This is a genomic window from Bradyrhizobium huanghuaihaiense (assembly GCF_007830635.1).
Classification (GTDB): domain Bacteria; phylum Pseudomonadota; class Alphaproteobacteria; order Rhizobiales; family Xanthobacteraceae; genus Bradyrhizobium; species Bradyrhizobium huanghuaihaiense.
The window spans coordinates 329,286-356,269 of record NZ_VLLA01000001.1 but is presented as its reverse complement, the minus strand read 5'-3'; the positions used below and the strand labels follow the sequence as shown (position 1 = coordinate 356,269).

Annotated in this window: 24 protein-coding genes; 7 read left to right on the top strand and 17 right to left on the bottom strand. The window is 64.7% G+C overall.

Annotation, left to right across the window (positions count from 1 at the left end; all coding sequences use genetic code 11):
- The first annotated feature begins 214 nt into the window (after positions 1 to 214).
- Positions 215 to 1,018, top strand: coding sequence for a HesA/MoeB/ThiF family protein (locus tag IQ16_RS01610; RefSeq protein WP_018644174.1), 804 nt, complete (start codon positions 215 to 217; stop codon positions 1,016 to 1,018).
- An 11-nt stretch (positions 1,019 to 1,029) separates the two neighbouring features.
- On the opposite strand, the gene IQ16_RS01605 is transcribed toward IQ16_RS01610, so the two are convergent.
- Positions 1,030 to 2,031: a 2-hydroxyacid dehydrogenase gene (locus tag IQ16_RS01605; protein ID WP_018644175.1), complete on the bottom strand. Its 1,002-nt coding sequence runs from the start codon at positions 2,029 to 2,031 to the stop codon at positions 1,030 to 1,032.
- Between the two features lie 329 nt (positions 2,032 to 2,360).
- Between IQ16_RS01605 and IQ16_RS01600 the strand changes: the two genes are divergently transcribed.
- A complete protein-coding gene (locus IQ16_RS01600; protein ID WP_018644176.1) occupies positions 2,361 to 2,891 on the top strand; it encodes an SH3 domain-containing protein in 531 nt (176 codons plus the stop codon).
- 171 nt (positions 2,892 to 3,062) lie between these two features.
- Here the strand turns inward: IQ16_RS01600 and irrA are convergent, their stop codons facing one another.
- Entirely contained in the window at positions 3,063 to 3,554 is a 492-nt protein-coding gene (irrA, locus tag IQ16_RS01595) for an iron response transcriptional regulator IrrA (protein ID WP_018644177.1), read from the bottom strand.
- A gap of 352 nt (positions 3,555 to 3,906) precedes the next feature.
- Here irrA and fabA point away from each other — a divergent pair, with 352 nt between their 5' ends.
- The 3 genes from fabA to fabI all read left to right on the top strand — a co-directional run bounded on the left by fabA (position 3,907) and on the right by fabI (position 6,593).
- On the top strand, positions 3,907 to 4,428 hold the full coding sequence (gene fabA / locus IQ16_RS01590; RefSeq protein WP_018644178.1) for a bifunctional 3-hydroxydecanoyl-ACP dehydratase/trans-2-decenoyl-ACP isomerase: 522 nt from the start codon (positions 3,907 to 3,909) through the stop codon (positions 4,426 to 4,428).
- A 41-nt stretch (positions 4,429 to 4,469) separates the two neighbouring features.
- Positions 4,470 to 5,693, top strand: coding sequence for a beta-ketoacyl-ACP synthase I (gene fabB / locus IQ16_RS01585; protein ID WP_018644179.1), 1,224 nt, complete (start codon positions 4,470 to 4,472; stop codon positions 5,691 to 5,693).
- A 102-nt stretch (positions 5,694 to 5,795) separates the two neighbouring features.
- Positions 5,796 to 6,593, top strand: coding sequence for an enoyl-ACP reductase FabI (fabI, locus tag IQ16_RS01580; protein ID WP_018644180.1), 798 nt, complete (start codon positions 5,796 to 5,798; stop codon positions 6,591 to 6,593).
- A gap of 117 nt (positions 6,594 to 6,710) precedes the next feature.
- Here fabI and IQ16_RS01575 read toward each other — a convergent pair whose 3' ends face one another.
- The 5 genes from IQ16_RS01575 to IQ16_RS01555 form a co-directional block, all read right to left on the bottom strand.
- Positions 6,711 to 7,307, bottom strand: a complete 597-nt coding sequence (locus IQ16_RS01575) for a glutathione S-transferase family protein (RefSeq protein ID WP_018644181.1) — start codon at positions 7,305 to 7,307, stop codon at positions 6,711 to 6,713.
- A 116-nt stretch (positions 7,308 to 7,423) separates the two neighbouring features.
- Positions 7,424 to 8,242, bottom strand: coding sequence for a hypothetical protein (locus tag IQ16_RS01570; RefSeq protein WP_018644182.1), 819 nt, complete (start codon positions 8,240 to 8,242; stop codon positions 7,424 to 7,426).
- Positions 8,243 to 8,395: 153 nt separating this feature from the next.
- The gene (locus tag IQ16_RS01565) at positions 8,396 to 9,004 is read right to left on the bottom strand and encodes a hypothetical protein (RefSeq protein ID WP_244635497.1); all 609 of its coding nucleotides are present in this window, start codon (positions 9,002 to 9,004) and stop codon (positions 8,396 to 8,398) included.
- Between the two features lie 319 nt (positions 9,005 to 9,323).
- Positions 9,324 to 9,782 (bottom strand): GNAT family N-acetyltransferase, encoded by a 459-nt coding sequence (locus IQ16_RS01560; RefSeq protein WP_018644184.1) that lies wholly within the window; start codon positions 9,780 to 9,782, stop codon positions 9,324 to 9,326.
- A gap of 7 nt (positions 9,783 to 9,789) precedes the next feature.
- Positions 9,790 to 10,716 (bottom strand): hydrogen peroxide-inducible genes activator, encoded by a 927-nt coding sequence (locus tag IQ16_RS01555; protein WP_018644185.1) that lies wholly within the window; start codon positions 10,714 to 10,716, stop codon positions 9,790 to 9,792.
- A gap of 113 nt (positions 10,717 to 10,829) precedes the next feature.
- Here IQ16_RS01555 and katG point away from each other — a divergent pair, with 113 nt between their 5' ends.
- The gene (gene katG / locus IQ16_RS01550) at positions 10,830 to 12,995 is read left to right on the top strand and encodes a catalase/peroxidase HPI (RefSeq protein ID WP_018644186.1); all 2,166 of its coding nucleotides are present in this window, start codon (positions 10,830 to 10,832) and stop codon (positions 12,993 to 12,995) included.
- Between the two features lie 196 nt (positions 12,996 to 13,191).
- On the opposite strand, the gene pnp is transcribed toward katG, so the two are convergent.
- The 8 genes from pnp to rimP form a co-directional block, all read right to left on the bottom strand.
- A complete protein-coding gene (gene pnp / locus IQ16_RS01545) occupies positions 13,192 to 15,354 on the bottom strand; it encodes a polyribonucleotide nucleotidyltransferase (RefSeq protein WP_018644187.1) in 2,163 nt (720 codons plus the stop codon).
- Between the two features lie 375 nt (positions 15,355 to 15,729).
- The gene (rpsO, locus tag IQ16_RS01540; RefSeq protein ID WP_018644188.1) at positions 15,730 to 15,999 is read right to left on the bottom strand and encodes a 30S ribosomal protein S15; all 270 of its coding nucleotides are present in this window, start codon (positions 15,997 to 15,999) and stop codon (positions 15,730 to 15,732) included.
- A 2-nt stretch (positions 16,000 to 16,001) separates the two neighbouring features.
- On the bottom strand, positions 16,002 to 17,120 hold the full coding sequence (gene truB / locus IQ16_RS01535; protein ID WP_018644189.1) for a tRNA pseudouridine(55) synthase TruB: 1,119 nt from the start codon (positions 17,118 to 17,120) through the stop codon (positions 16,002 to 16,004).
- Entirely contained in the window at positions 17,117 to 17,560 is a 444-nt protein-coding gene (gene rbfA / locus IQ16_RS01530) for a 30S ribosome-binding factor RbfA (protein ID WP_018644190.1), read from the bottom strand. The genes truB and rbfA overlap by 4 nt, the downstream gene beginning before the upstream one ends.
- Before the next feature lie 156 nt (positions 17,561 to 17,716).
- Positions 17,717 to 20,416, bottom strand: coding sequence for a translation initiation factor IF-2 (infB, locus tag IQ16_RS01525; RefSeq protein ID WP_018644191.1), 2,700 nt, complete (start codon positions 20,414 to 20,416; stop codon positions 17,717 to 17,719).
- 70 nt (positions 20,417 to 20,486) lie between these two features.
- Positions 20,487 to 21,170 carry an RNA-binding protein gene (locus IQ16_RS01520; protein WP_018644192.1) on the bottom strand — a complete coding sequence of 228 codons (684 nt, stop codon included), beginning with the start codon at positions 21,168 to 21,170 and terminating at the stop codon, positions 20,487 to 20,489.
- Positions 21,171 to 21,193: 23 nt separating this feature from the next.
- Positions 21,194 to 22,804 carry a transcription termination factor NusA gene (gene nusA, locus IQ16_RS01515; RefSeq protein ID WP_018644193.1) on the bottom strand — a complete coding sequence of 537 codons (1,611 nt, stop codon included), beginning with the start codon at positions 22,802 to 22,804 and terminating at the stop codon, positions 21,194 to 21,196.
- A gap of 2 nt (positions 22,805 to 22,806) precedes the next feature.
- The gene (gene rimP / locus IQ16_RS01510) at positions 22,807 to 23,562 is read right to left on the bottom strand and encodes a ribosome maturation factor RimP (RefSeq protein ID WP_018644194.1); all 756 of its coding nucleotides are present in this window, start codon (positions 23,560 to 23,562) and stop codon (positions 22,807 to 22,809) included.
- Between the two features lie 373 nt (positions 23,563 to 23,935).
- Here rimP and IQ16_RS01505 point away from each other — a divergent pair, with 373 nt between their 5' ends.
- Positions 23,936 to 25,018, top strand: coding sequence for a DUF2336 domain-containing protein (locus tag IQ16_RS01505; RefSeq protein WP_018644195.1), 1,083 nt, complete (start codon positions 23,936 to 23,938; stop codon positions 25,016 to 25,018).
- A 98-nt stretch (positions 25,019 to 25,116) separates the two neighbouring features.
- On the opposite strand, the gene trmB is transcribed toward IQ16_RS01505, so the two are convergent.
- Positions 25,117 to 25,830, bottom strand: coding sequence for a tRNA (guanosine(46)-N7)-methyltransferase TrmB (trmB, locus tag IQ16_RS01500; protein ID WP_018644196.1), 714 nt, complete (start codon positions 25,828 to 25,830; stop codon positions 25,117 to 25,119).
- Complete coding sequence (locus IQ16_RS01495) at positions 25,827 to 26,984, bottom strand: M20 family metallopeptidase (protein WP_018644197.1); 1,158 nt, start codon at positions 26,982 to 26,984, stop codon at positions 25,827 to 25,829. The genes trmB and IQ16_RS01495 overlap by 4 nt, the downstream gene beginning before the upstream one ends.

The window sequence follows — 26,984 nt, the reverse complement described above, 5'->3', positions numbered from 1 at the left end:
CATTGAACGCAATGCCATTCAAGCACATCTCGTTGGTCGCGAACAATGTTGCGGTGGTTCAGGTGGCTTAGAGACCACGAACTGAGGTCCTCATCCTGAGGAGCGGCCCAAAGGCCGCGTCTCGAAGGATGGCCACAGGCGATATCGGGGCCTTCATGGTTCGAGACGCGCGTTCCGCGCTCCTCACCATGAGGGTTGAGAGGAACGTACGACGATGCTGAGCCCGGATGAACTCGAACGCTATGCCCGCCATATCGTGCTGCGCGATGTCGGTGGCCCCGGCCAGGCCGCGCTGAAAAAGGCCTCCGTGCTGGTGGTCGGTGCCGGCGGGCTCGGCGCGCCCGCTCTGATGTATCTCGCCGCGGCCGGCGTCGGCACGCTCGGCGTGGTCGATGACGACGTGGTGTCGCTGTCCAACCTGCAGCGCCAGGTGATCCACACGACGCCCGACATCGGCCGGCACAAGGTCGAGAGCGCGGCCGAGCGCATCGCGGCGCTCAATCCGCATGTGCGTTTCGTCGGCCACGCCACCTGGCTCAATGCCGATAACGCGCTGAGCCTGATCGGCGATTACGACCTCGTGCTCGACGGCTCCGACAATTTCTCGACGCGCTATCTCGTCTCGGATGCTTGCTTCTTCGCGAAGCGGCCGCTGATCACGGCGGCGCTTGGCACCTTCGATGGCTCGCTCACCACCATCCGCGCGCATGAGACCAACGAAGCCGGCGAATTCAATCCGACCTATCGCTGTCTGTTCCCGGAGGCGCCGCCGCCGGGCACGATACCGGCCTGCGCCGAGGCCGGCGTGATGGGCGCGCTCGCGGGCGTGCTCGGCTCGATGATGGCACTGGAGGCGATCCGCGAGATCGTCGGCTTTGGCGACGGCCTCGTTGGCCGCCTCCTGATGATCGACGCACGCGCGATGCGCTTCGAGACGCTGCGCTATGCGCGTGATCCCGCCAATCCGCTCAACGGCGACGGGCCTGTTTTCGAGGATCTCAGCGTGCACCGCGCGTAGCGCGCGGCACCCTACAGCATGCTCGGCAGCACGCGGTCCGGCGGCTTGTGGGCGTCGAGGAAGGTACGGATGTTGATGATCACCTTCTCGCCCATCTCGACGCGGCCCTCGATCGTGGCCGAGCCCATATGCGGCATCAGTATCACCTTGCCGGCTTTCGCAAGCCGCACCAGCTTCGGATTGACCGCGGGCTCGTGCTCATAGACGTCGAGGGCGGCGCCGCCGATCTCGCCCCCTTCGATCAGCTTGATCAGCGTGTCCTCGTCGGTGACCTCGCCGCGCGCGGTGTTGACGATATAGGCGTCCTTGCGGATCAGCTTCAGCCGCCGCGCCGAGAGCAGGTGATAGGTCGCCGGCGTATGCGGACAGTTCACCGAGATGATGTCCATCCGCGCCAGCATCTGGTCGAGGCTCTCCCAATAGGTCGCACCCAGCTCCTCGGCGATCTTCGGGGCGACGGGACGGCGGTTGTGATAGTGGATCTGCAGGCCGAAGGCGCGGGCGCGCCGCGCCACCGCCTGGCCGATGCGGCCCATGCCGACGATGCCGAGACGTTTTCCCCCGATGCGGTGGCCGAGCATCCAGGTCGGCGACCAGCCGGCCCAGGATTTTCCTTCGGTGAGGATCGAGGCGCCTTCGATCATCCGGCGCGGCACGGCCAGGATCAGCGCCATGGTCATGTCGGCGGTGTCCTCGGTCAGGACTTTTGGCGTGTTGGTGACGGTGATGCCGCGGGCATGCGCGGCCTCGACGTCGATATTGTCGACGCCGTTGCCGAAATTGGCGATCAGGCGCAGCTTGCAGTCGGGCTGGTTGACGATGTCGGCGGTGATGTGGTCGGTCACGGTCGGAACCAGCACGTCGGCGGTGCGCGCGGCTTCCGCGAGCTGGTCAGGCGACATCGGCGTGTCGTCGAGATTGATCCGCGCGTCGAACAGCTCGCGCATCCGCGTCTCGATCGAATCCGGCAGCTTGCGCGTCACCACGACGAGGGGCTTTTTCTTCACCGACATGTCCTGCTCTCATGAGGCGCCCCACGCCGCCTCTGTCGCCAAAGGCCGGTCGTTCAGGCCTCATTAACCCGGTTGTTCGACACTGCCCTTGCCGTGTCGTCCCCGGCGTTTCCTTCAAGCTCTCCCGACATTTCCAGGCTGGAAAATCGGGACAAACTGGTTGTTCAAGCGTCCGTCCTCTCTAGCAGAAGGCCGGGCCAAGACAAGAACCACGGGTCAAGGCTTGGCGGAACACCCGCGTGGGGCGGGGAAGGGACCGACAGGGCAGGTTTTTGGAGTTTGGGGTGAGGATTCGGCGTGTGGCCGGGCCCTCGACAGGAGACGGGTTGATGGCGTTGGGGCGTTTTTGTTCGGTGATGGCGCTCGTGTGTACCTGGTTGAGCGCCTCGGTCGGCCCCTCGCATTCGGCGAAGGACAATACCCCGCAGACCGCCAGCGGCTTGCCGGTGCCGCGCTATGTCAGCCTCAAGTCGGATCACGTCAACGTCCGCGCCGGCCCGACCAAGGACAATGACGTGGCCTGGGTCTATACCCGCGCCGGCCTGCCGGTCGAAATTACCGCCGAGTTCGAGAACTGGCGCCGGGTGCGCGATTCCGAGGGCGCCGAGGGCTGGGTCTATCACTCGCTGCTGTCGGGCCGCCGCACCGCGGTCGTCACCATGAAGCACAAGGACGATCTCGCGCCGATCTACGACCGGGCCGATCCCGACAGCGCGGTCGCGGCCAGGCTCCAGGCCGGTGTCGTCACGCAGGTGAAAAAGTGCACTGCAAACTGGTGCCGCGTCACCGGTAACGGTTTTGACGGCTGGATCCAGCAGGAACGCCTCTGGGGCGTGTATTCGGACGAGCAGGTGAATTGACTGGTTGTTGTCGTCCCGGCGAAAGCCGGGACCCATAACCACAGGCAAAAGTTTTACCAAGACTGGTGGTTATTCAGTCGTCCCGCGGTACGGGCAGCTATTCCTATCGATAAATCACGCGGTATGGGTCTCGGCCCCCCGTGCGCAATTGCGCACTAGGCCGGGACGACGCTAGCGCTTCTTGCGCAGGCGCACGACCATGTCGATGCGGGAGATCTCGTAGCCCTCGGGCACCTCCGGCATCTTGGACAGCGCCAGATGCGGATCCTCGATGTCGACCAGCTCATGGCTGTTCTCGAGGTAGTAGTGGTGGTGGGTGGTGACGTTGGTGTCGAAATAGGTCTTGGTGCCGTCGACGCTGACCTGGCGGAGCAGGCCGGCATCGGTGAGCTGGTTCAGCGTGTTGTAGACGGTCGCCAGCGACACCGGGACCTTGGCGAGGGTTGCTTCCTCGTACAGCATTTCAGCCGTGAGGTGGCGTGCGCCCTTGCCGAACAGGAGCCAGCCGAGCGCCATCCGCTGGCGCGTCGGACGCAGCCCGGCGGACTGGAGCATTTCGTTGACGTCGTGCCAGGGGCAGCCGGTCAGGGCCGGCTGGCGGCCGGACAGAAGGGCCGCGGCATGGACGTCGTCGTCGTGGTTGGGCGCGGTATTCTCGCTCATTTCCAGTTTTCGGGCACGCGTGAACAATATCTCCCTGCAATATAAGAATAGAAAGATGCAGATGCAAGTTTCTCGCAACTAGAGAGGTTCTAATCAGCTCTGGAACCGGGCGAGGACGCCGTCATTTTACCTTCATGAGAGCGCTTTGCCACTGAAATGGCGTGTGTTAGAGAGCCCGCGGTTCCGCTTAGCCGATTTTGGCGCAACCGGGCATGGAAGCCCGGTCCGCCGTCCATCCGGGGCTTGCGGGAGCTGCGCCTGACGACGGCAATTGGCGTTGCTCTCCGACCGAGACGGGGCCCATTTTCGCCAAAGAACGCCGCTCAACCGGTATTTGAACAGAGGCTCGTGCATGCTGAACAGGCGCAACGGTTACGAATACGAGGATTTGCTGGCATGCGCGCGCGGCGAGATGTTCGGCCCGGGCAATGCCCAGCTGCCGCTGCCGCCGATGCTGATGTTCGACCGCATCACGGAAATCAACGACAAAGGCGGCGAGTTCGGCAAGGGCCTGGTGCGCGCTGAGCTCGACGTGAAGCCCGACCTCTGGTTCTTCGGCTGCCATTTCAAGAACGATCCCGTCATGCCCGGCTGCCTCGGCCTCGATGCGCTGTGGCAAATGGTCGGCTTTTATCTGGGCTGGATCGGCGGCGAAGGTCGCGGCCGTGCGCTCGGCCTCAACGAGCTGAAGTTCAGCGGCCAGGTGCTGCCCGAGGCCCGCAAGGTTGTGTACAACGTCGACATGAAGCGCGTGATGCGCTCAAAGCTCGTGCTCGGTATCGCCGACGGGTGGCTTTCGGTCGATGACCAGATTATCTATCGCGCCAAGGATCTGAAGGTCGGCCTGTTCAAGCAGGGCACGAGCCTGGGCTGAGGCGCATCACCAAGAAAGACAACGATTTAGGCGAGGCTGTCATGAGGCGGGTTGTGGTCACCGGAATGGGCATCGTTTCGTCCATCGGAAACAACACCCAGGAAGTGCTTGCGAGCCTTCACGAGGCGAAGTCGGGCATTTCGCGGGCTGAGAAATATGCCGAGCTCGGCTTCCGTTCGCAGGTGCAAGGTGAGCCGACGCTCGATCCTTCGACGGTGGTCGACCGCCGCGCCATGCGCTTCCTCGGTCAGGGCGCGGCGTGGAATCACATCGCGATGGAGCAGGCGATCCAGGATTCCGGTCTGTCGCCCGACGAAGTCTCCAACATCCGTACCGGCATCATCATGGGTTCGGGCGGTCCGTCCGCGCGCACCATCGTCGAATCCGCCGACATCACCCGCACCAAGGGGCCGAAGCGCGTCGGGCCGTTTGCAGTGCCGAAGGCGATGTCGTCGACGGCTTCCGCGACGCTCGCGACCTGGTTCAAGATCAAGGGCGTGAACTATTCGATCTCCTCGGCCTGCGCGACGTCGAACCACTGCGTCGGCAATGCCTATGAGACGATCCAGATCGGCAAGCAGGACGTCATCTTCGCCGGCGGCTGCGAGGAGCTGGACTGGTCGCTGTCGGTGCTGTTCGACGCCATGGGCGCGATGTCCTCGAAATACAACGACACGCCGGCCACCGCGTCGCGCCCCTACGACGTCAACCGCGACGGCTTCGTCATCGCCGGCGGCGCCGGCGTGCTGGTGCTGGAGGAGCTCGAGCATGCCAAGGCGCGCGGTGCGCGCATCTATGGCGAGATCGTCGGCTATGGCGCGACCTCGGACGGCCACGACATGGTCGCGCCGTCGGGCGAAGGGGCCGAGCGCTGCATGCGCATGGCGATGTCGACGGTGAAGACCAAGGTCGACTACATCAATCCGCACGCGACCTCGACGCCGGCCGGCGATCCGCCGGAGATCGAGGCGATCCGCAGGGTGTTCGGCGTCGGCGAGAAGTGCCCGCCGATCTCGGCGACCAAGGCGCTGACCGGGCACTCGCTGGGCGCGACCGGCGTGCAGGAGGCGATCTACTCGCTGCTGATGATGAACAACGGTTTCATCTGCGAGAGCGCACACATCCAGGAGCTCGACCCCGTGTTCGCCGACATGCCGATCGTGCGCAAGCGCATCGACAATGTGAAGGTCGGCACCGTGCTGTCGAACTCGTTCGGTTTCGGCGGCACCAACGCCACGCTGGTGTTCAGCCGGCTGGATGTGTGAGCTCCCACACCGCGGCTTCTCGGCCTGTAATTGCTGTCTCTGGAATACTGGATCGCCCGCATGCGCGGGCGATGACGTGGGAATGATAGGAGCCGCGAGGCAATGGAAGGACTGATGAAAGGCAAGCGCGGTCTGATCATGGGCATCGCCAATGATCATTCGATCGCCTGGGGTATGGCGAAGACGCTGCATGCCCACGGTGCCGAGCTTGCCTTCACCTTCCAGGGCGAGGCGCTGGGCAAGCGCGTCAAGCCGCTGGCGGAATCGCTCGGTGTGGATCTGGTGCTGCCCTGCGACGTCGAGGACATCGCCAGCGTCGACGCCACCTTCGCTGTGCTCCGCGAGAAATGGGGCAAGCTCGACTTCGTCATCCACGCGATCGGCTTTGCCGACAAGAACGAGCTGAAGGGCCGCTACGCCGACACCAGCCGCGAGAACTTTTCGCGCACCATGGTGATCTCCTGCTTCTCGTTCACGGAAGTGGCGAAGCGCGCCGCCGAGCTGATGACGGAGGGCGGCAGCATGATCACGCTGACCTTCGGCGCCTCCGAGCGATCGATGCCGAACTACAACGTGATGGGCGTCGCCAAGGCGGCGCTGGAAGCCTCCGTGCGCTACCTCGCCTCCGATTTCGGACCGCGCGGCATCCGCGTGAATGCGATCTCCGCGGGGCCCATCCGCACGCTCGCGGGCTCGGGCATCGGCGAGGCGCGGGCGATGTTCGCCTTCATGCAGAAGCACTCGCCGCTTCGCCGCGGCGTCACGCTCGACGAGCTCGGCGGCTCGGCGCTGTATCTGCTGTCGGACCTCTCGGGCGGCGTGACCGGCGAGATCCACTATGTCGATTCCGGCTACAACATCGTGTTGATGCCGCGGCCGGACGATCTGAAAGCCGAATAGACGACCCTGCCGTAGGGTGGGCAAAGGAGCGCAAGCGACGTGCCCACGATCTCTCAGCGATCGCCATAGATGGAGGACGTGGGCACGCTACGCTTTGCCCACCCTACGAGAGTCCATTTAACCGGCCGCGATCTTCTCGGCGCGCTGGAATGCCGGCCGCGCCATGCAGCGGGCCAGATAGGCATCGAAGGCCGGCCGCGACGGCACCATCTTGAACAGGCGCACCGCAAAATTCAGGCCCGAGCCGACCGTGACGTCGGCGGCGGAAAACTCCTCGCCGAGAATCCACGGACCCTTGGCGAGCGCGGCCTCCAGCACGTCGAACACCTGCGTCGCGCTGCCCCAGGCCGCGGTCGAGGTCGGGATCTCGATCTTGGTGAAGATCTGGATGATGGCCGGCTCGATGCAGCTAGGTGAAAAGAATAGCCATTGCAGATAGCGCGCGCGGCGCGGGTCGGTCACGCCAGGCGCGAGCTTCGTCTCGGGATAGCGGTCGGCGATATAGGCGCAGATCGCCGCGGCTTCGCCGAGCGCGGCATCGCCGTCACTGAGCGCCGGCACCTTGCCCATCGGATTGATCTTCAGATAGTCCGGCGCCTTCTGCGCGCCGGTCGAGATATCGGTCAGCACGCGCTCATAGGGCAGGCTGCTCTCCTCCATTAGCCAGAGCGTCGTGAACGAGCGCGAGCGGGGCGACCAATAGAGCTTGATCATGGCGGGAACCCTTTCATCGGCGGAAGGCCAACAGCGCGCAATTCATGCCGCGTTTGCCGCGCATCCGCAACGCACTACGCCTAGGCAGAAGGCAAGCGGCGTGAACGACATGTGGGTCAACGTTCTTTGGCGTCGCTTTGACTCGCGGCTGATCGAACGCCGAGCAAAAGCGGCAGCGTCTTGTCGAGGCTTTCGGTCAGCATGGCGCGCACGCCATCGCGCAGATCGGGATTGTCGGCGGCATCTTCAGGGCGCGTTGGAAACGATTCTGCGGGTAATTCGCGATAGGGGCCGCCGATTTGCCTGCCCAGAAGCCTCTGCACCACCAGGGAATGATGCATGTTGATCAGCGCAGAGCTCTGTCTGACAACGGAGAAGTCGCGCCCGTCAAAGATGCGGATAAACGCCAGGGCGTAGAGATAGATGCGACGCCCTAGCACGACATCCTGGTTGAGGATGCCGAAACCGCGGACCGTATAGTTCGATGTCCCGATAGGGCTGATTGAATTGAGGATCTGGATGTAGTGCCGGCAATTCGTTCCTTTCACGACCTCGCGCATGTATCCGGCCAGCTCCGCGTTGAGATCGCCGAACAACCTGTCCTTCAATGTGTCCTTGGACTCATCGCGGGGAGGAAATTTCGCCGGGTTGTAGGGGATTCTCAGAACGGACACGCCGGCAGGGATCGCGGCGCGGGTCCGCGCGAAGATCAGATCGCTGAGTCCCCAGCCTGGAATCGGGACCACCATCTTCTTGTTCTGAAATACGGTCAGGCCGGTCGTCAGCGCGGTGAACTCGTCGCCGGTGGTGACGACGACACCGAAGTCGCACGAGCCGCCGCCGGCGGAAGCGGGCCTGCCCGTGGCTCCACGCCGCGTGGCCGTCTTGCCGTTGGCTTGCTTGCTGACCGATCCTGCCGTCTCGGCTCCTGTCACTGATGGCGCCGATGGCGTCTGCGCCCAAGCAGCTATCAAAAAGCCCCACAGGACAGCCGCAACGACGACCAACCGGGCCAGAACGACAAATGCAGCCCAGCCGCAGCAAGCGGACGAGCGATGCCCTTTGTCGCGTCCCGTCGGCAAATGTGCTTACTCGCCCTTGATGTACGCGGGTAGATACTTGTCCAGCTGGGCCGTGAGCAGGCTGCGTGTGCTGTCACGCAGCAATGCACTGTTGGTCACCTGTTCAGGAGTCTTGGGAAACTCGAGATTGTTGAGGATCTGCGTATTGTCGTACTTGTTGGAAAAACTCGAAGCAATCACATCTCCGAAGCTCCGGGTAGGCGCTCGATGGATGACGAAAGTTCGTCCGTCAAAAACGTTGATACGGAAATAGGCAACCACGACGCCGCGCCCGGAAGGGCTCGCCCAATTCTTGTAGACCCCGAGGCCCTCGATTGATTGATTGGTGCCATCAACGGAAACGCGGGCTTTCGTAGCTACGACGTAGCGTTCGCAATTTGCAGTTCCCGCGATCTGCCGCACCAGGGCCGTCAGGTCGTCGCGGTCATTGCGGAACAATTTCGCTTCCGGATGATAGTACGGCTTGAAGGCTCCGCTTGCGTAAGCGATCTTTCGGACGGCCGTGCCGGGAGCCGCGGCGCGAACCGTCGCGACGAACAGATCATCGATACCCCACGCCTCGATCGGCGCCTCCATATACTCGTTGCCGAACATCGTGAGGCCGACATGTTGCACCGAGAACTGGTCTCCGATCGCGGAAATGACGCCGATCTGACAGGGGCCGCTCTCCGCCGCGACCGGCTGTCCTGCAGCCGGTTTGGCCTTCGGCGCCGCCTTCTTGACTGCCGGCTTGGCCGGCGCCGCAGTCTGAGCGGAGGGCGCCGTGGTTGCCGGAGGAGTTTGGCCGGCTGCGGAGGTCAGGAGGGACAGCAGCGCGATCAGCGAGACAGCAATGCGAAACATGGATTCCGGGAGATCAGAGGCATGAGGTCATCGGACACGCCACACTAGGTGGGGAACGCGACAACCGCAAGCTGCACCATAGATTCGCTGCCTACCCGGCGGGCCGCTTCCAGCGGTAGTACTTCATCATGAACCCGTTCGACGGCTCGATCTCTTGCTTCTCGAACACAAAACCTTCGCGCTCGTACCAGCGCCAGGCCTTTTCGTTCTCGCGGACGCAGCGCAGATACATCTCATCCGGCATTTGCGTGCGCGTGAAGGCGAGCAGCTTCCGCCCGAGCGATTGGCCCTGATAGGCGGGCCCGACGAACAGCATGTCGAGGTAGAGCTTTGGCAGATGCAGCGCCAGCATCGCGGCAATGGCGCCGTCGTCGTCGGCGACGTACAGGCTCCAGCCGTCTTCGATCTCGTGCCGGATACGTGCGCGTAAGTTTGCCAGCAGGAATTCGCTGGCCTCGCCGAGCCCCGTCGAAACCCAGCTCTCCATCCAGACGCGGCCGACTTCGTCATATTCGTCGGCACGGGCGGGGCGGATGATCGGATCTGACATCGTAGCCTTAGGCCTTTTGGCTGCGCACGGCTTGTTTCGCGCGCACCTTGCCGGCCGACAGGCACACCACCTCGGAAATCTGCAGCAGCTGCCGCGCCAGCGGGCTGGTCTTGCGCCAGACCATGCCGATGGTGCGCGAGGGCTGCGGGTCGCGAAAGCGCGTCAGCGAGACCGAGGCTGACCGCGTCTCCACCGGCACCGCCATCTCCGGGATCAAGGTGACACCGATGCCGGCGCTGACCATCTGCACCAGCGTCGACAGCGAATTCGCGTCCAGCATCTCGCGCGGCGGCGCCGACTGCATGTTGCAGAACGACAGCGCCTGATCGCGGAAGCAGTGTCCCTCCTCGAGCAGCAGCAGCCGCATCTCCCGCATCATCTCCCGCGAGGGTGCCGGTGTTCCCTCTTCCGCGCCGGGCCGCACCAGCAGGAATTTCTCCTCGAACAGGGCAACCTCGGTGAGCGAGGGCTCCGACACCGGCAGCGCGACGATCGCGGTGTCGAGCCGTCCCTCCACCAGCTCCTGGATCAGCCGCGGCGTCATCGTCTCGCGCACGCGGATGTCGAGCTCCGGGTGCATGCGCGTGAGGTTCTTGGTGATCGTGGGCAGCAGGTAGGGCGCGATGGTCGGGATCATGCCGATGCGCAGGCGGCCGGCGAAGCGGTCCTGCGAGGCCCGGGCGAAATCGCCGAGCTCGTCGACCGAACGCAGGATGTCGCGGACGCGCTGGGCGAGTTCCTCGCCGAACCGGGTCAGCGCGACCTGGCGCGCGCTGCGCTCCAGCAGCAGGCCGCCGAGCGTCTCCTCCAGTTCCTTGATCTGCATCGACAGGGCCGGCTGCGAGATCGAACAGGATTCAGCCGCGCGGCCGAAATGGCCGTGGCGCGCCAGCGCGTCGAAATACCGGAGCTGGCGCAGCGTCAGATTGATCATAAGAAAATCCTATCGCAGCGATCATTAAAGTCAACTTCACCTGATAGGAGGCGGCGCTTAGAGTGGTTCTACCTGGTCAAAGGCGCCGTCGGACGCCACCAGAGGAGGTAATCATGGACGACACTTCGAAGTGCCCGTTTTCGGGCGGAAAACCCACGCGCGTGAACCGCGACTGGTGGCCAACCCAGCTCAGCATCGAGATGCTGCACAAGAATTCCGACCTGTCCGACCCGATGGGCAAGGAGTTCGACTACGCCAAGGAATTCAAGTCGCTCGACCTGAACGCGGTCATCAAGGACCTGACCGCCCTGATGACGGAGTCGCAGGAATGGTGGCCGGCTGACTTCGGTCACTATGGCGGCCTCATGATCCGCATGGCCTGGCACAGCGCGGGCACCTATCGCATCACCGACGGGCGCGGTGGCGCCGGAGCCGGCCAGCAGCGCTTTGCGCCGCTCAACAGCTGGCCCGACAACGCCAACCTCGACAAGGCGCGCCGTCTGCTCTGGCCGATCAAGCAGAAATACGGCCGCAAGCTCTCCTGGGCCGATTTGATGGTGCTCGCCGGCAACGTCGCGCTGGAATCGATGGGCTTCAAGACGTTTGGCTTTGCGGGTGGCCGCGCCGATGTCTGGGAGCCGGAAGAGCTCTATTGGGGTCCGGAAGGCACCTGGCTCGGCGATGAGCGCTACAGCGGCGAACGCCAGCTGGCCGAACCACTCGGCGCCGTGCAGATGGGCCTCATCTACGTCAACCCGGAAGGCCCGAACGGCAAGCCGGATCCCGTCGCCGCGGCCAAGGACATCCGCGAGACGTTCGCCCGCATGGCGATGAACGACGAGGAGACCGTCGCGCTGATCGCCGGTGGTCACACCTTCGGCAAGACCCATGGCGCGGGTGATCCCTCGCTGGTCGGTCCGGAGCCGGAAGCGGGTGCGCTGGAAGATCAGGGCCTCGGCTGGAAGAGCAAGCACGCGTCGGGCCTCGCGGGTGATTCCATCACCAGCGGTCTCGAGGTGACCTGGACGACGACGCCGACGAAGTGGAGCAACAACTTCTTCGAGAACCTGTTCAAGTACGAATGGGAGCTGACGAAGAGCCCGGGCGGTGCGAACCAGTGGACGGCCAAGGGTGCCGACGCGATCATCCCCGATGCTTTCGACAAGTCGAAGAAGCATCGGCCGACCATGCTGACGACCGATCTGTCGCTGCGCATGGATCCGGCCTACGAGAAGATCTCGCGCCGCTTCCTCGAAAACCCCGATCAGTTCGCGGACGCCTTCGCCCGCGCCTGGTTCAAGCTGACCCACCGCGACATGGGCCCGATCCAGCGTTATCTCGGCCCGCTGGTGCCGAAGGAAGCGCTGATCTGGCAGGATCGGATTCCGGCCGTGAACCACGAGCTGGTCGGCGATCAGGACGTCGCTGCGCTGAAGACCAAGATCCTGGCTTCGGGCCTCTCGGTCTCCGAGCTGGTCTCGACTGCCTGGGCGTCGGCCTCGACGTTCCGCGGCTCGGACAAGCGCGGCGGCGCCAACGGCGCGCGCATCCGCCTCAGCCCGCAGAAGGACTGGGAGGTGAACCAGCCGGCCCAGCTCTCCAAGGTGCTCGGCAAGCTCGAAGCGATCCAGAAGGACTTCAATGCGTCGTCAGGCGCGAAGAAGGTCTCGCTGGCGGACCTGATCGTGCTCGGCGGCACCGCCGCGGTCGAGAAGGCCGCCAAGGATGCCGGCGTCGACGTGAAGGTCGGCTTCACGCCGGGCCGCATGGATGCTTCGCAGGAGCAGACCGACGCGGAGTCCTTCGCGCCGCTCGAGCCCCGGGCCGATGGCTTCCGCAACTATCTCGGCAAGAAGCATCAGTTCCTGCAGCAGGAAGAAGCCCTCGTCGATCGTGCGCAGCTGCTCAAGCTCACCGGGCCTGAATTGACCGCGCTGGTCGGCGGCCTGCGTGTGCTCGGTGCCAATGCGAACGGTTCGAAGCACGGCGTGCTCACCGCGAAGGTGGGAACGCTGAGCAACGACTTCTTCGTCAACCTGCTCGACATGAGCGCGCAGTGGACGCCGGCGGCTGACGGCAGCTACGAGGCTCGCGACCGCAAGACCAACGCAGTGAAGTGGACCGGCACCCGCGCCGATCTCATCTTCGGCGCGCACTCGCAGCTCCGTGCCTTCGCCGAGGTCTATGCGACCTCGGACGCCAAGGAGAAGTTCGTCAAGGACTTCGCCAAGGCCTGGATCAAGGTGATGAACCTCGACCGCTACGACATCACGGCGTGAGCTAGTGCACCTCTCCCGCTTGCGGGAGAGGTGACCTCCCGTAGCCCGGATGGAGCGCAGCGCAATCCGGGGCGCCGGTCCCGCATTCCGCTTCGCTTCATGCGGGCTACGGACTGCGGAGAGGCGATGCGCCAGACACCAATAAAAAGGGCGGCCTTTCGGCCGCCCTTTCGCGTTTCTGGCAGTGTCGCGAGGCTTACTCGCCGGCCGCTTCCCGCGGAGCCTTCTCGCCCTCGGCGGCCTTGTCCTTGGCCTCGAGGTCCTCGCCGGTGGTCTGATCGACCACCTTCATCGACAGGCGGGTCTTGCCGCGGTCGTCGAAGCCGAGCAGCTTGACCTTGACCTTGTCGCCTTCCTTGACGACGTCGGAGGTCTTCTGCACGCGCGCCGAAGCGAGCTGGCTGATGTGGACGAGGCCGTCCTTGGAGCCGAAGAAGTTCACGAAGGCGCCGAACTCCATCACCTTGACGACGGTGCCGTCATAGATCTGGCCGACTTCCGGCTCGGACGCGATCGACTTGATCCACTTGATCGCAGCCTTCATCGCCTCGCCATCGGAGGAGGCGACCTTCACGGTGCCGTCGTCCTCGATGTTGACCTTGGCGCCGGTCTTCTCGACGATCTCGCGGATCACCTTGCCACCGGTGCCGATCACTTCGCGGATCTTGTCGGTCGGGATCTTGAAGGTCTCGATGCGCGGCGCGTATTCGCCGAGCTCGGCGCGGGCGTTGGTGAGCGCCTTGGCCATCTCGCCGAGGATGTGGATGCGGCCTTCCTTGGCCTGGCCGAGGGCGACCTTCATGATCTCCTCGGTGATGCCCTCGATCTTGATGTCCATCTGGAGCGAGGTGATGCCCTGCTCGGTGCCGGCGACCTTGAAGTCCATGTCGCCGAGATGGTCCTCGTCACCGAGGATGTCCGAAAGCACCGCGTAGCGCTTGTCTTCGAGGATCAGGCCCATCGCGATGCCCGCGGTCGGCCGCTTCAACGGCACGCCGGCATCCATCAGAGCGAGCGAGGCGCCGCAGACCGAAGCCATCGACGAGGAACCGTTGGATTCGGTGATCTCCGAGACCACGCGGATCGTGTACGGGAATTCGTGATGCGGCGGCAGCACCGGGTGGATCGCGCGCCAGGCGAGCTTGCCGTGGCCGATCTCGCGGCGCTTGGTGCCGCCGAGGCGGCCGGTCTCACCGACCGAGTAGGGAGGGAAGTTGTAGTGCAGCAGGAACGTCTCTTTGTACGTTCCCGACAGCGCGTCGATGTACTGCTCGTCCTCGCCGGTGCCGAGCGTGGTCACGACCAGGCCCTGGGTCTCGCCGCGGGTGAACAGGGCCGAGCCGTGGGCGCGGGGCAACACGCCGACTTCGGCGACGATGTTGCGCACGGTCTTGCTGTCACGGCCGTCGATGCGCTTGCCGGTGTCCAGGATGTTCCAGCGAACGATCTTGGCTTCCAGCTCCTTGAACACCGCAGCGACGCGGAGCTTGTCGTATTTCGGCTCCTGCCCTTCGGGGAAATAGTGAGCGATCACCTTTTCCTTGACCTTGCCGACCGCGGCGTAGCGATCCTGCTTGACCGGAATGGCGTAGGCGGCGCGCAGCTCCTGCTCGACGAGGCCGAGCATCTCCTTCTCGAGCGCCTCATTGTCGATCACGGTGACTTCGCGCGGCTCCTTGGCGGCCTTCTCGGCGAGCTCGATGATCGCGTTGATGACCGGCTGGAAGTGGCGGTGACCGAACATCACGGCGCCGAGCATGATGTCTTCGTTCAGCTCCTTGGCTTCCGATTCCACCATCAGCACGGCGTCGGCGGTGCCGGCGACGACGAGGTCGAGCTGGGTGTCGACCATCTCGTCGAGCGTCGGGTTGAGGATGAACTCGTCATTGGCGAAGCCGACGCGCGCAGCGCCGATCGGGCCCTTGAACGGCGCGCCGGAGAGGGTCAGCGCCGCCGACGATGCCACCAGCGCGACGATATCAGGATCGTTCTCCATGTCGTGCGACAGCACGGTGGCGATCACCTGGGTCTCGTTGCGCCAGCCGTCGACGAACAGCGGACGGATCGGACGGTCGATCAGGCGGGAGACCAGCGTCTCCTTCTCGGTCGGACGGCCCTCGCGCTTGAAGTAGCCGCCGGGAATGCGGCCCGCGGCGTAGGTCTTCTCCTGGTAGTCGACGGTCAGCGGCAGGAAGTCGACGCCTTCGCGCGGCGCCTTCGCCGCGACGACGGTGGCGAGCACCACGGTCTCGCCATAGGTGGCGATGACGGCACCGTCGGCCTGACGGGCGATCTTGCCGGTTTCGAGCTTGAGAGGGCGTCCGCCCCAGTCGATCTCGACTGAATGCTTAGTGAACATAGAGGTCTTCTTTCATGGGTTCTCGAAAGAAGGGACGCTTCGAAAAACAAAAACCATGCGCAAGATTGCGGGACGCTGATCGGAGCGGATGATCAGCGTCCTGCGATCCTGCCATGGTTTTTGGATGTCGGATGGCGTCCATCCTTTCGGGTCATACGGGCGCCTTGCCCGTTGTGCCCAGCCGCCGGATTGCTGCTGGACTGTCAGTCGGCACGAACGCGAACACCGAACCGCGGTCTTCGGTCATGCCCCGGATGCGAGTGGTTGTTGGCCCGCATCCGACGCGCACGCAGCCTCGATCAAAAACCTTCAAATAAGTGCTTTCGTTCGAAAACTACGCGCAAAAACGCGCGCCGGTGGCGCGCGCAGGAACTGTTAGCGACGAATGTTGTGCTTCTCGAGCAGCGCCTTGTAGCGCGCCTCGTCCCTCTTCTTGAGGTAGTCGAGGAGCGAGCGGCGGGTCGAGACCAGCTTCAAGAGGCCGCGACGCGAATGGTTGTCCTTCACGTGGGTCTTGAAATGGTTGGTAAGGTTGTTGATGCGTTCCGACAGGATCGCGACCTGAACCTCGGGCGAGCCGGTGTCGCCGGCCTTGGTGGCATTCGTCTTGATGACTTCCGCTTTGCGTTCTGCGGCAATCGACATCGTCAATTTCTCTCGTTGCGACCGGGGCTGGCAGTCAGGCCGGTCAGGTTGAACACACGCTTGGGGATGATTTCGCCATTGCCAACTTCGGCAAGCGCCAAAAGACGGCCTGCCACCGTGACATAGACTGTGCCGCTACAAGTGGGCGCATCCCGTCCGCGCAACAAAACGGCTTGGCCCCGATGGAGCCTTGCCGCATGAGCCCGAGTGACGGCCAGTGCCGGGATGTCGTCCAGCGCGGTCTCAACGGGCAAAAGCGCGTCGGCGAGGCTGCCCTCGCCGGACGCGGCTCTATCGCATAAAGCCTCCAACTGATCCAGCGGAATCATGTCGTTTTCGCCAAATGGGCCGACCAGGGTCCGCCGGAGCGCGCAGATATGGCCATAAGTGCCGAGAATCCGGCCCATATCGCGGGCGAGCGCGCGGACATAGGTGCCCTTGCCGCATTCTGCCTCGAACACGGCCCGGTCGGTATCTGGTTGATCTACAAGGGCTAAATGGTGAATCTCGACCGGGCGGGGGGCCAGCTCCACGACCTCGCCGTCGCGGGCGAGGTCATAGGCGCGCTCGCCCTGGACCTTGATCGCCGAATAGCGCGGCGGAATCTGCTCGATCACCCCGGTGAAGCGGGGCAGGAGGGCCAGGATGGCCTCCCGGGTCGGGCGCTGGTCCGAGGTCGCGGTCACCCGGCCCTCGATGTCGTCGGTGTCGCGCTCCTCGCCCCAGCACACGGTGAACTGGTAGCGCTTGCGGCCGTCCATCACAAAGGGAACCGTCTTGGTGGCCTCTCCGAGCGCGATCGGCAGGCCGCCGGAGGCGAGCGGGTCGAGCGTGCCGGCGTGTCCCGCACGCTTGGCGTTGAACAGGCGCTTGAGCACGGCAACCGCCTGCGTCGAGGTCATGCCGATCGGCTTGTCGAGCACGACCCAGCCATGGACGTCGCGGCGGTCGCGCCGAACCTGGTTGCCCTTCTGCTGCTTGGCGCGAGGGTCGTTGTTGACGCGGCGCGGCTCCTGATGCGGCTCGGAATTGCCGCCGATCTCCGCAAAATTATTTTTCTGCACATCGCGCTGATCGGCATCGTTGCCGCCGATCGTGCCGTGAGCCGGGTCCATCGTCATTGCTCTTCTTCCCGATCCGTATCCGGATCCTGTTCCAAGTCCTGTTCGAGATCCTTCTGCACCGCAGGTGTTCGCAAAAGCTTCTCGATCCGTTCCGCTTCGTCGAATCGTTCGTCGACGCGGAAACGAATGTCAGGTGCAAATTTCAGGTTAACGCGCCGCGCGACTTCGCCGCGCAGGAATTTCTTGTTGCGCTCGAGCGCAGCGATGACGACCTCGGTGTCGCGGCCACCGAGCGGCATCACGTAGATTGTCGCGAGCTTCAGGTCGGGCGACATCCGTACCTCCGGCACGGTGATGATGTGGCCTTCAAGATCCGCATCATGCACGTTGCCTTGCGCCAGAATCTCGGCCATCGCATGGCGAACCTGCTCGCCGACGCGCAACTGACGCTGCGAGCCGCCGGGCGCGGAACTTTTTTTCTGGTGGTGGCGGGGCATGGTCGAAAATCACCTCGTCGTGCCCGCGTTTGGGACACGAGCATTGTCATTTGTCCTGTTGAAACGAATGAGGCGTGGATGGCCGGAAAAAATCCGGCCATCGCACTCCCGCAATTTCAGCTCAAAAAGATCCAGGCGCTTCGGTAAGATTTGGACTTACAGGGAGCGCTGGATCGTCTCCACGCGATAACACTCGATCACGTCACCCGCACGCATGTCGTGATAGCTCTCGAAGGCCATGCCGCATTCCTGACCGGACTGGACTTCCTTCACCTCGTCCTTGAAGCGCTTCAGCGTCGACAGCTTGCCTTCGTGCACGACGACGTTGTCGCGGATCAGGCGCACATTGGCGCCGCGTTCCACGGTACCGTCGGTGACGCGGCAGCCGGCGACCTTGCCGACCTTGGAGATGTTGAAGATCTCCAAAATCTCGGCGTTGCCCAGCATGGTCTCGCGCAGGGTCGGCGCGAGCAGGCCGCTCATCGCCTTCTTCACGTCGTCCACGAGGTCGTAGATGATGTTGTAGTAGCGGATCTCGATGCCGTTGCGCTTGGCGGCCGCAGCGGCCTCCTTGTTGGCACGAACCGAGAAGCCGATGATCGCGGCGTTGAAGCCTTCCGCGAGCGTCACGTCGGATTCCGAGATGCCGCCGACGCCGGCATGCAGGATGCGGGCGGCGACTTCGTCGGTGCCGAGCTTTTCCAGCGAGCCGAGGATGGCTTCCAGCGAGCCCTGCACGTCGGCCTTGACGATCAGCGGGAATTCCTTGCGGCCCGCCGTCTTCAATTGCGACATCATCTGCTCGAGCGAGCCGCGCATGCCGGAGATCGAGGCAGCCGCGTTCTCGCGCTTCTGGTGCGCGCGGTAGCTGGTGATCTGGCGGGCGCGGGCTTCGTTCTCGACCACGGCGAGACGATCGCCGGCTTCCGGCGGACCGTTGAAGCCGAGCACTTCGACCGGCACCGAGGGGCCTGCCTCCTGCACCGTCTCGCCCTGATCCGAGATCAGCGCGCGGACGCGGCCCATCTCGGCGCCGGCGACGATGATGTCGCCGACACGGAGCGTGCCGCGCTGGACCAGCACGGTGGCGACCGGACCACGGCCGCGGTCGAGCTTGGCTTCGATCACGGTGCCTTCGGCCGGACGCTCCGAATTGGTCTTCAGGTCGAGGATTTCGGCCTGCAGCGCGATCATCTCGAGCAGCTTGTCGAGATTGGTCTTGTTCTTGGCGGACACCTCGACGTCGACGACTTCGCCGCCGAAGGATTCCACCTGCACCTCGTGCTGGAGCAGCTCGGTGCGCACGCGCTCGGGCTTGGCATCGGGCTTGTCGATCTTGTTGATGGCAACGATGATCGGCACGCCTGCCGCCTTGGCGTGATTGATGGCTTCGACCGTCTGCGGCATCACGCCGTCATCGGCCGCGACCACCAGCACGACGATGTCGGTGACCTTGGCGCCGCGGGCGCGCATCGCGGTGAACGCAGCGTGGCCGGGCGTGTCGATGAAGGTGATCTTCTTGCCGCTCTCGGGCGACAGCACCTGATAGGCGCCGATATGCTGGGTGATGCCGCCGGCTTCGCCGGAGACCACGTTGGCGTGACGAAGCGCGTCGAGCAGCGAGGTCTTGCCGTGGTCGACGTGGCCCATCACGGTCACGACCGGCGAACGGGTCTCGGTGTCGGTGGAATCGTCGACCTGGTCGAACAGGCCTTCTTCGACGTCGGAGGCGGCAACGCGCTTGACGGTGTGACCGAGCTCTTCGGCGATCAGCTGCGCGGTGTCGGCGTCGATCACGTCGGTGATCTTGTGCATCGCGCCCTGCTTCATCAGCATGCGGATGACGTCCACCGCGCGCTCGGCCATGCGGTTGGCGAGCTCCTGGATGGTGATCGCTTCCGGAATGACCACCTCGCGGATGAGCTTTTCCTTCGGCTCATTCGAGGCATGGCCCTTCAGGCGCTGGGTGCGGCGACGGAACGAGGCGATCGAGCGCTCGCGCACCTCGTCGGCATTGAGCGCGGTGACGACGGTCAGGCGGCCGCGTTCCTTCTGCGGGCCGGGCTTGTGGGTGGTCTTGGGGGCTGCCGCAGGACGCGCAGCACCGCCGGGACCGCGGCGGATCTGGCGCGGACCATCGTCCTCGTCCGGTCCGGCTGCGACTGCCGGAGTACGACCCAGCGGGCCGCCGCCGGCCGGCCGTTGCGTGGTTGTTCCGGGGCGCGCGGTCGTTGTTCCCGGACGTGCCGTCGCGGGGGCGCCGGGACGCGCTGCGGGCGCGCTGGTGGGACGCGGCGCGGGAGCGGCCGGTGCCGCCGCAGCGGGACGCGGAGCGGATTGCGCCTGCTCGCCTTCGCCGAAACGCTTCTTGGCCTCGGTCTCGGCCTTCCGCTTGGCTTCGTCCTCGTGACGGTGGCGCTCTTCCTCGGCCTTGCGGCGCGACTCGGCGGCCTCGCGCTCGGCGCGTTCGGCGGCCTCGCGGACGGCGCGGCGCTGGGCCTCTTCCTCGGCCTGGCGGCGCTCTTCGACTTCGCGCACCTTGGCATCGGCCAGCGCGCTGGCACGGGCCGAGCGCTCATCCTCGGTCAGGGTGCGCAGGACCACGCCGGAACCGGCATTGCGCGGCGGGGGCGGCGGCGCGGGGCGCGACGGAGCGGGCTTTGCAGCTACCTCAGGCGCGTGCGGCTCGGGGCCGTCACCAATGCGGCGCTTGCCGCGCTTCTCGACCACGACCTGCTTGCTGCGGCCATGGCTGAAGCTCTGGCGCACGGTACCCGTTTCGACGCGCGGCTTGAGCGATAGCGTCTTGCTCGGAACGCTCAGCTTCTTGTCGCCAGGGGTCTTGGTATCAACCATTCAGCAGTCCTAATCCTGATTTATCAGTGTTGTGCGTTGCCGCACCGTCAGATCGGTTCGTCGGTGTCTCTCAGAAATCCTGGCCGTGCTTTTCGGCAGTCTTGTCATCGTCCGCCATCCGGTATCGGACCAGCATCTGGCTACGTGACAGGAATGACCTGCTCGCCGGGCCCGCGAGCAGCGCAGCATGTATCACATTTGACCGGGTCAGTGCCAAATCCAATTCTAACGATTTCAGTGCGGTGACGACGGGAATCGGCGGTTCGGCACCGCGATTTCCGGCATTTTGACGCGCCAGCATGTCCAATTTGCGGATTCCGTCCGCAGCCCCGTCACTGGCGTGGATCAGGACCTCGGCCGTGCCTTCCCGCAGGGCGCTCTCGACCTTGCCGAAGCCGGCCACGACCTGGCCCGCCTTGGCAGCAATCCCAAGGGCTTCCGTCACGCTCCTGACGAGGAGCGCCTCAATATCGGCGGGAAGCGTCTGGGGAACGCGCAGCTCGCGCTTGAAGGCTTTGTTAAATTGGTGACGCCGCGCGGCTTCCGCAACCACCTCGCGTGAGGCGGTGACCCACATGCCGCGACCGGGCAGCTTGCGCTTGAGATCGGGAACTATGTCGCCTTGCGGCGAGACGACGAAGCGGATCAGCTCGTCGATCGGCCGGACCTGCCGGGTGACCGCGCACATCCGCATGGTCGCGGACCTTTCGGTCCGCGGTCCATGGTCGAGTTCGCTGTCCGTGCTGGCGAGCATCCGGGCGACATCCTCCGTCGCCCTTAAGCCGGCTGATCTTCGGTCGCTTCAGCCTCTTCAGCGGGCTTGGCGAGATCGGCCTCGGTGATCCAGCCGGCCTTGACGCGGGCCTGCATGATCATCGCCTCGGCATCGTCACGGGAGATCTCGATACCGTCGAGTGCACCCGGATACTTGGTCTGCTCGCCGCCTTCCTTGCGCTCGGTCCAGCCGACCAGATCGTCGGTGGCACAGCCAGCGAGGTCGTCGACGGTCTTGATGTCGTTCTCGCCGAACTTCACCAGCATCTTGGAGGTGACGCCTGGCACGTCCTTGAGGGCGTCCTCGACGCCGAGTTCCTTGCGCCGTGCCTCGAGCTCGGCTTCCTGCTGCTCGAGATATTCGCGGGCGCGGTTCTGGAGCTCCTGTGCGGTCTCCTCGTCGAAGCCCTCGATGCCGGCGAGCTCCTTGACGTCCACCATCGCGAGCTCCTCGACCGAGGTGAAGCCTTCGGACGCCAGCAGCTGGCCGACCACCTCGTCGACGTTGAGCGATTCCATGAAGACGCGGGTGGAGTTCTCGAAGTCGGCCTGGCGGCGCTCCGATTCCTCCTGCTCGGTCAGGATGTCGATGTCCCAGCCGGTGAGCTGCGAGGCCAGACGCACGTTCTGGCCGCGGCGGCCGATCGCCAGCGAGAGCTGGTTGTTGGTGTCGGGCACCACGACCTCGATGCGCTCGCGGTCTTCGTCGATGACGACCTTGGAGACTTCGGCCGGCGCCAGCGCGTTGACCACGAAGGTCGCGATGTCGGGCGACCAGGGAATGATGTCGATCTTCTCGCCCTGCAGCTCGTTCACCACGGCCTGCACGCGCGAGCCGCGCATACCGACGCAGGCGCCGACCGGATCGACCGAGGAATCGCGGGAAATCACGCCGATTTTCGCGCGCGAGCCCGGATCGCGGGCGACCGCCTTGATCTCGACGATGCCGTCATAGATTTCCGGCACTTCCTGCGCGAACAGCTTCGCCATGAACTGCGGATGGGTGCGGGAGAGGAAGATCTGCGGGCCGCGGGTCTCGCGGCGGACGTCGAAGATATAGGCGCGGACGCGGTCGCCGTTGCGGAACACTTCGCGCGGCAGCATCTCGTCGCGGCGGATGATGGCTTCACCGCGGCCGAGATCGACGATCACGCTGCCATATTCGACGCGCTTGACGACGCCGTTGACGATGTCGCCGATGCGATCCTTGAATTCCTGATACTGCCGGTCGCGCTCGGCCTCGCGCACCTTCTGCACGATGACCTGCTTGGCCGACTGCGCGGCGATGCGGCCATATTCCAGCGGCGGCAGGGTGTCGGCGATGGTGTCGCCGACCTGGGCGCCGGGATTGGCGCGCTGCGCATCGACCAGCGAGATCTGGTTGGAATGATTTTCGACCTTGTCGACGACCAGCATGTGGCGCGACAGCCGCAGCTCGCCCTTCTTCGGGTCGATCTCGGCGTGAACGTCAGTCTCGCTGCCGTAGCGGGCCCGCGCGGCCTTGGCGATGGCGTCCTCCATCGCCGCGATGACGATGCCGCGGTCGATCGATTTCTCGCGCGCAACGGCATCGGCGATCTGAAGCAATTCAAGTCGATTGGCGCTGACTGCCATGGCTAGTCTCCTTGGTCAGGCTCGAACTCGCCGCGCCGCGCGCGTTCGGCGGCAAGGCGATGTTTCTTCGTATTGGTCGGGGCCGGCTTCTTTTTCGGCTTGGTGTTCTTGGTGGTTTTTTCGCTGATTTTCGCGTGCGGCGCCTGCGGCGGTTCCAGGCCGAGATCGCGCCGCATCTGGCGCTCTTCGGCCTTGCCGCGGCGCATGGATTCGGCGATCAGCTCGTCGGTCAGCACCAGGCGGGCCTCGCCGATATCCTCCATCGTCAAGAGAACGTCGGCATCGTCGCCCGCCTTGACGTCGTCGCGATGCAGATGCACGCGGTCGCCCTCGACGGCACCCAGCGTGCCACGGAACCGCTTGCGCCCCTCATGGGCGACGGCCATGTCGACCTTCACGAGATGCCCGGAATAGCGCTCGAAATCGGAACGGCGCACCAGCGGCCGGTCGATGCCCGGCGAGGAGATCTCCAGCCGATAGGCGCGGTCGATGGGATCGGCGACATCGAGCACGGGCGACAGCGCCCGCGAGATCGCCTCGCAATCCTCGAGCTGCATCGAACCGTCCGGCCGCTCGGCCATGATCTGCACGGTGCAGCCGGCTTCCCCGGAGATGCGGATCCGGACCAGGCGGTAACCCATGCCCTCGAGCACGGGAGCTGCGACCGCAGACACCCGCGCCGCCACGCCCGGCTCGACCACGAGCCTCGGCTCGGCCAGCAGTTCGGCATCGGTGGAACCAGTGTTCGGTTCGGTCATATCAGCGGTCAAGGCGCTCGTTGGTTAACGCTTGGGTTAAGGCTTGGTTAAGACTTCAAAGCCCGCTTCGGAACTCTCCCGACGGCGCGTCGGGCCGGATCTTCCGCCAACCCGCGTTCAGGTAATAAAAAAGAGCGGGTCCTTTCGGGCCCACTCTCACTACGCGGATCGTATGAGAAGATGAATTGGCGCTGATATAGCCCTTTCCGCCCTCCCGGACAAGGCCCATCGGAGGCCGGACGAGGCTTTTTGCGCCCGATTCGCGGCTCCCCGCGCAACGCTTCCTTCATTTCCGAGGCCTAAATTGCTTGATTGTGGGGCGGCTTGGACCGAGGGCGCACCCGCGGCGTGCCCTGTACGAGTTTGTGTTTTCATGACCGCTGCCACGTCGCTCATTCCCGGACTGGACGCTATCGTCAAACGCGGCGACCCTCGCCGTCGCGGCGAGATCGCGCGCGCCATCGCCGACCTCTACTTCCAGGATCCCGCGAGACTCGGTCCCGAGCTCATCGATCTCTTCGACAATCTCCTGATCGATCTCGTCCCGCATGCCGAGCTCGGCTCGCGCGTCGATCTCGCCGAGCGCTTCTCGCGCCTGAACAACGCGCCGCCGCATCTGGTCAATCAGCTGGCGCGCGAAAACGAGATCATGGTCGCAGGTCCCGTGCTGCGCCGCTCGCCGGTGCTCGATGACGCCGCGCTCGTCGAGATCGCGCGGTTGAAGGGCCAGGGTCATCTGCTGGCGATGACGGAACGTCCCGTCCTGCCGGCCGTCGTCACCGACGTGCTGGTTGAGCGCGGCGATCGCGATGTCGTGCGACGTGCCGCGGGCAATGCCGGCGCAGTGTTTTCGCCTGCCAGTTATTCCGAGCTGATCAAGCGTTCCGCGCAGGATGGCGTGCTGACGCTCAAGATCGGCCAGCGCAGCGATCTCTCCGGCGAACACCTGAAACAGCTTCTCGACGGCACGCTCGACGTCATCCGCCGCCGTCTCTCCACCGTGGTCAATCCCGTGCGCCAGGTCGAGATCAAGCGCGCCATGGCCGCGATCGAGGAGGCCGCGCTGCCGCCGGGGCCGCGACGCGATTTCTCCGCGGCCCAGCGCACGGTGCTCACCTTGCATCGCGAGGGCCATCTCGGCGAGAGCGCGCTGCTCGGCTTTGCCAAGGCACACAAATACGAGGAGTCGATCGCCTCGCTCTCGGCGATGGCTGGTATCCGCATCTCGATTCTCGACCGCTTGATCGCAGGCGACCGTTACGATCCGATCCTGATCCTCGGCCGAGTGCTCAATCTCGGCTGGCCCACGGTGCGCGCGCTGATCCTGCTCTGGTACGGCCCCAATCGCACGCCCGCCGATGCCGACCTCGAGGCCGCGCGCATGAACTTCGCGCGCCTGATGCCGACGACGGCCGAGCGCGTCGTGAATTTCTGGCGCAACCGGCAGACGATCTAACGTCACACTCCGTCATTGCGAGCGAAGCGAAGCAATCCGGAAATCCCTCCGCGAAAGCGCTCTGGATTGCTTCATCGCTTCGCTCCTCGCAATGACGGCTAACCCACCCGCCTGAATCGCAGATAAGCCGCCTTGCGGCCTTCGCGCGCCGCCTTCCGGCCGTAGCGCGTCATGGTGTAGCCGGCCCATGGTTGCCGGAAATCGTCGGCGCGCTCCGCGAGCCATTTGAAGTCCGGCGAGCGCGCAAGATGCGACAGCGTCCAGGCGCAGTAATCGTCGATGTCGCAGACGAAGCGGAATTCACCATTCGGCTTGAGCACGCGCGCCATCGCGGCGATCGTCCTGTCCTGGACGAAGCGCCGCTTCCAGTGACGCCGCTTCGGCCAGGGATCCGGATGGATCAGGTCGATCCGCGACAGCGAGGCCTTCGGCAGCCAGGCCAGCAGCTCGGCGGCATCGCCGGCGAACAGGCGGATGTTGCCGATGTTCGCCGCTTCGATCTGCGCGAGGATTTTCGCCATGCCGTTGACATAGGGCTCGCAGCCGATGAAGCCGGTCGCGGCGAAGGCCTGCGCCTCGGCCGCGAGATGCTCGCCGCCGCCAAAGCCGATCTCGAGCCGCACGTCATCCGCTGCGGGATCGAAGATCTCGCGCGCATCCGCCGGCTTCTCGCCCTCGATGTCGAGTGCAAGATGCGGCAGCAGATTGTCGATCAGGTCGGCCTGATGCTGCCTGAGCTTGTGGCCCTTGCGGCGTCCGAAGAACGCGCGCTCGCTGTCGTCGCGATCGGGGTCTGACTTGCGCTCGCTCATCGCAGTGTCTGATACAGCCGATAGAGCAGTCGCGCGCGCGGTTCGAGCGACGAGACATAGAGCTGCTCATAATGGGTGTGCGCGCCCTTGCCGTCGACGCCGAGCCCGTCGAGCGTGGCGGTGTGGGGCGCGGTGAAATTGCCGTCCGAGCCGCCGCCGGTATAGGTGTCGATCAGCTCGAAGCCGATCTCGGTGGCGAGCGTCCTGGCGTGCTCGTAGAGCGAGGCGCCGGCATTGCCCTTCTCGTAAGGCGGACGGTTGAGCTCGCCGGTGACCGTGACGGTGACGCCGTCCGTCTTCGATGTCAGCCCGAGGATCTTGCCGACGAACTCGTCCGCGTCGGTGAAGCTCGGAACGCGCAGGTCGATTTCGGCATAAGCCTCTTCCGGCGTCACGTTGGGGCGCGTGCCGCCGCGCACCACGCCGACATTGACGGTGACGCCGCGCTTCAGGTCGTTCATTCCCTCCAGCGCGTGGATGATGTTGGCGAGCTCGCGGATGGCGCTGCGGCCGTCTTCGGGCCGCGAGCCGGCATGCGCCGGCACGCCCTTGATGAACACCTCGAAGCGTCCGACGCCCTTGCGTCCGGTGACGATCTTGCCGCCGTCGCGCGCCGGCTCCGTCACCAGCACGTATTTGGCCTTGCGTCCCTCTTTCTCGATCAGTGCGCGCGAGGTGGGGCTGCCGATCTCCTCGTCGGAGGTGAACATGTGGGTGATGCCGAGCGGCGAACGCTTGCCGTCGGCACAGAGTGCAGCGAATGCATGATGGGCGACGTAGGCGCCGCCCTTCATGTCGTAGATGCCCGGACCGAACGCGCTGTCGCCCTCGACCTTGAACGGCAGGCGCTCGATGAAGCCCAGGGGGTGCACGGTATCGAGGTGGCTCAGCACCAGGATGCCCGGCTGCTCCTGACCCCAGGTCGAGCGGGCCAGAAGGTGATCGCCGCAGCCGTCGACGCCGGCGACGCGCTCGAGCGTGACGGGCAGATCGCGGTGTTGATCCGCGACCAGCGACACGAGTTTGTTGACCTGCTCAGGCGCCTCTGTCGGCGTCTCGATCTCCACCCAGCGCCGGATGCCGTCGAGAATGGTTTGGGTATCGAACCAGTTGGAGTTCGTCATGGGCGCATCTATGCCTTTGAATCGCATCAT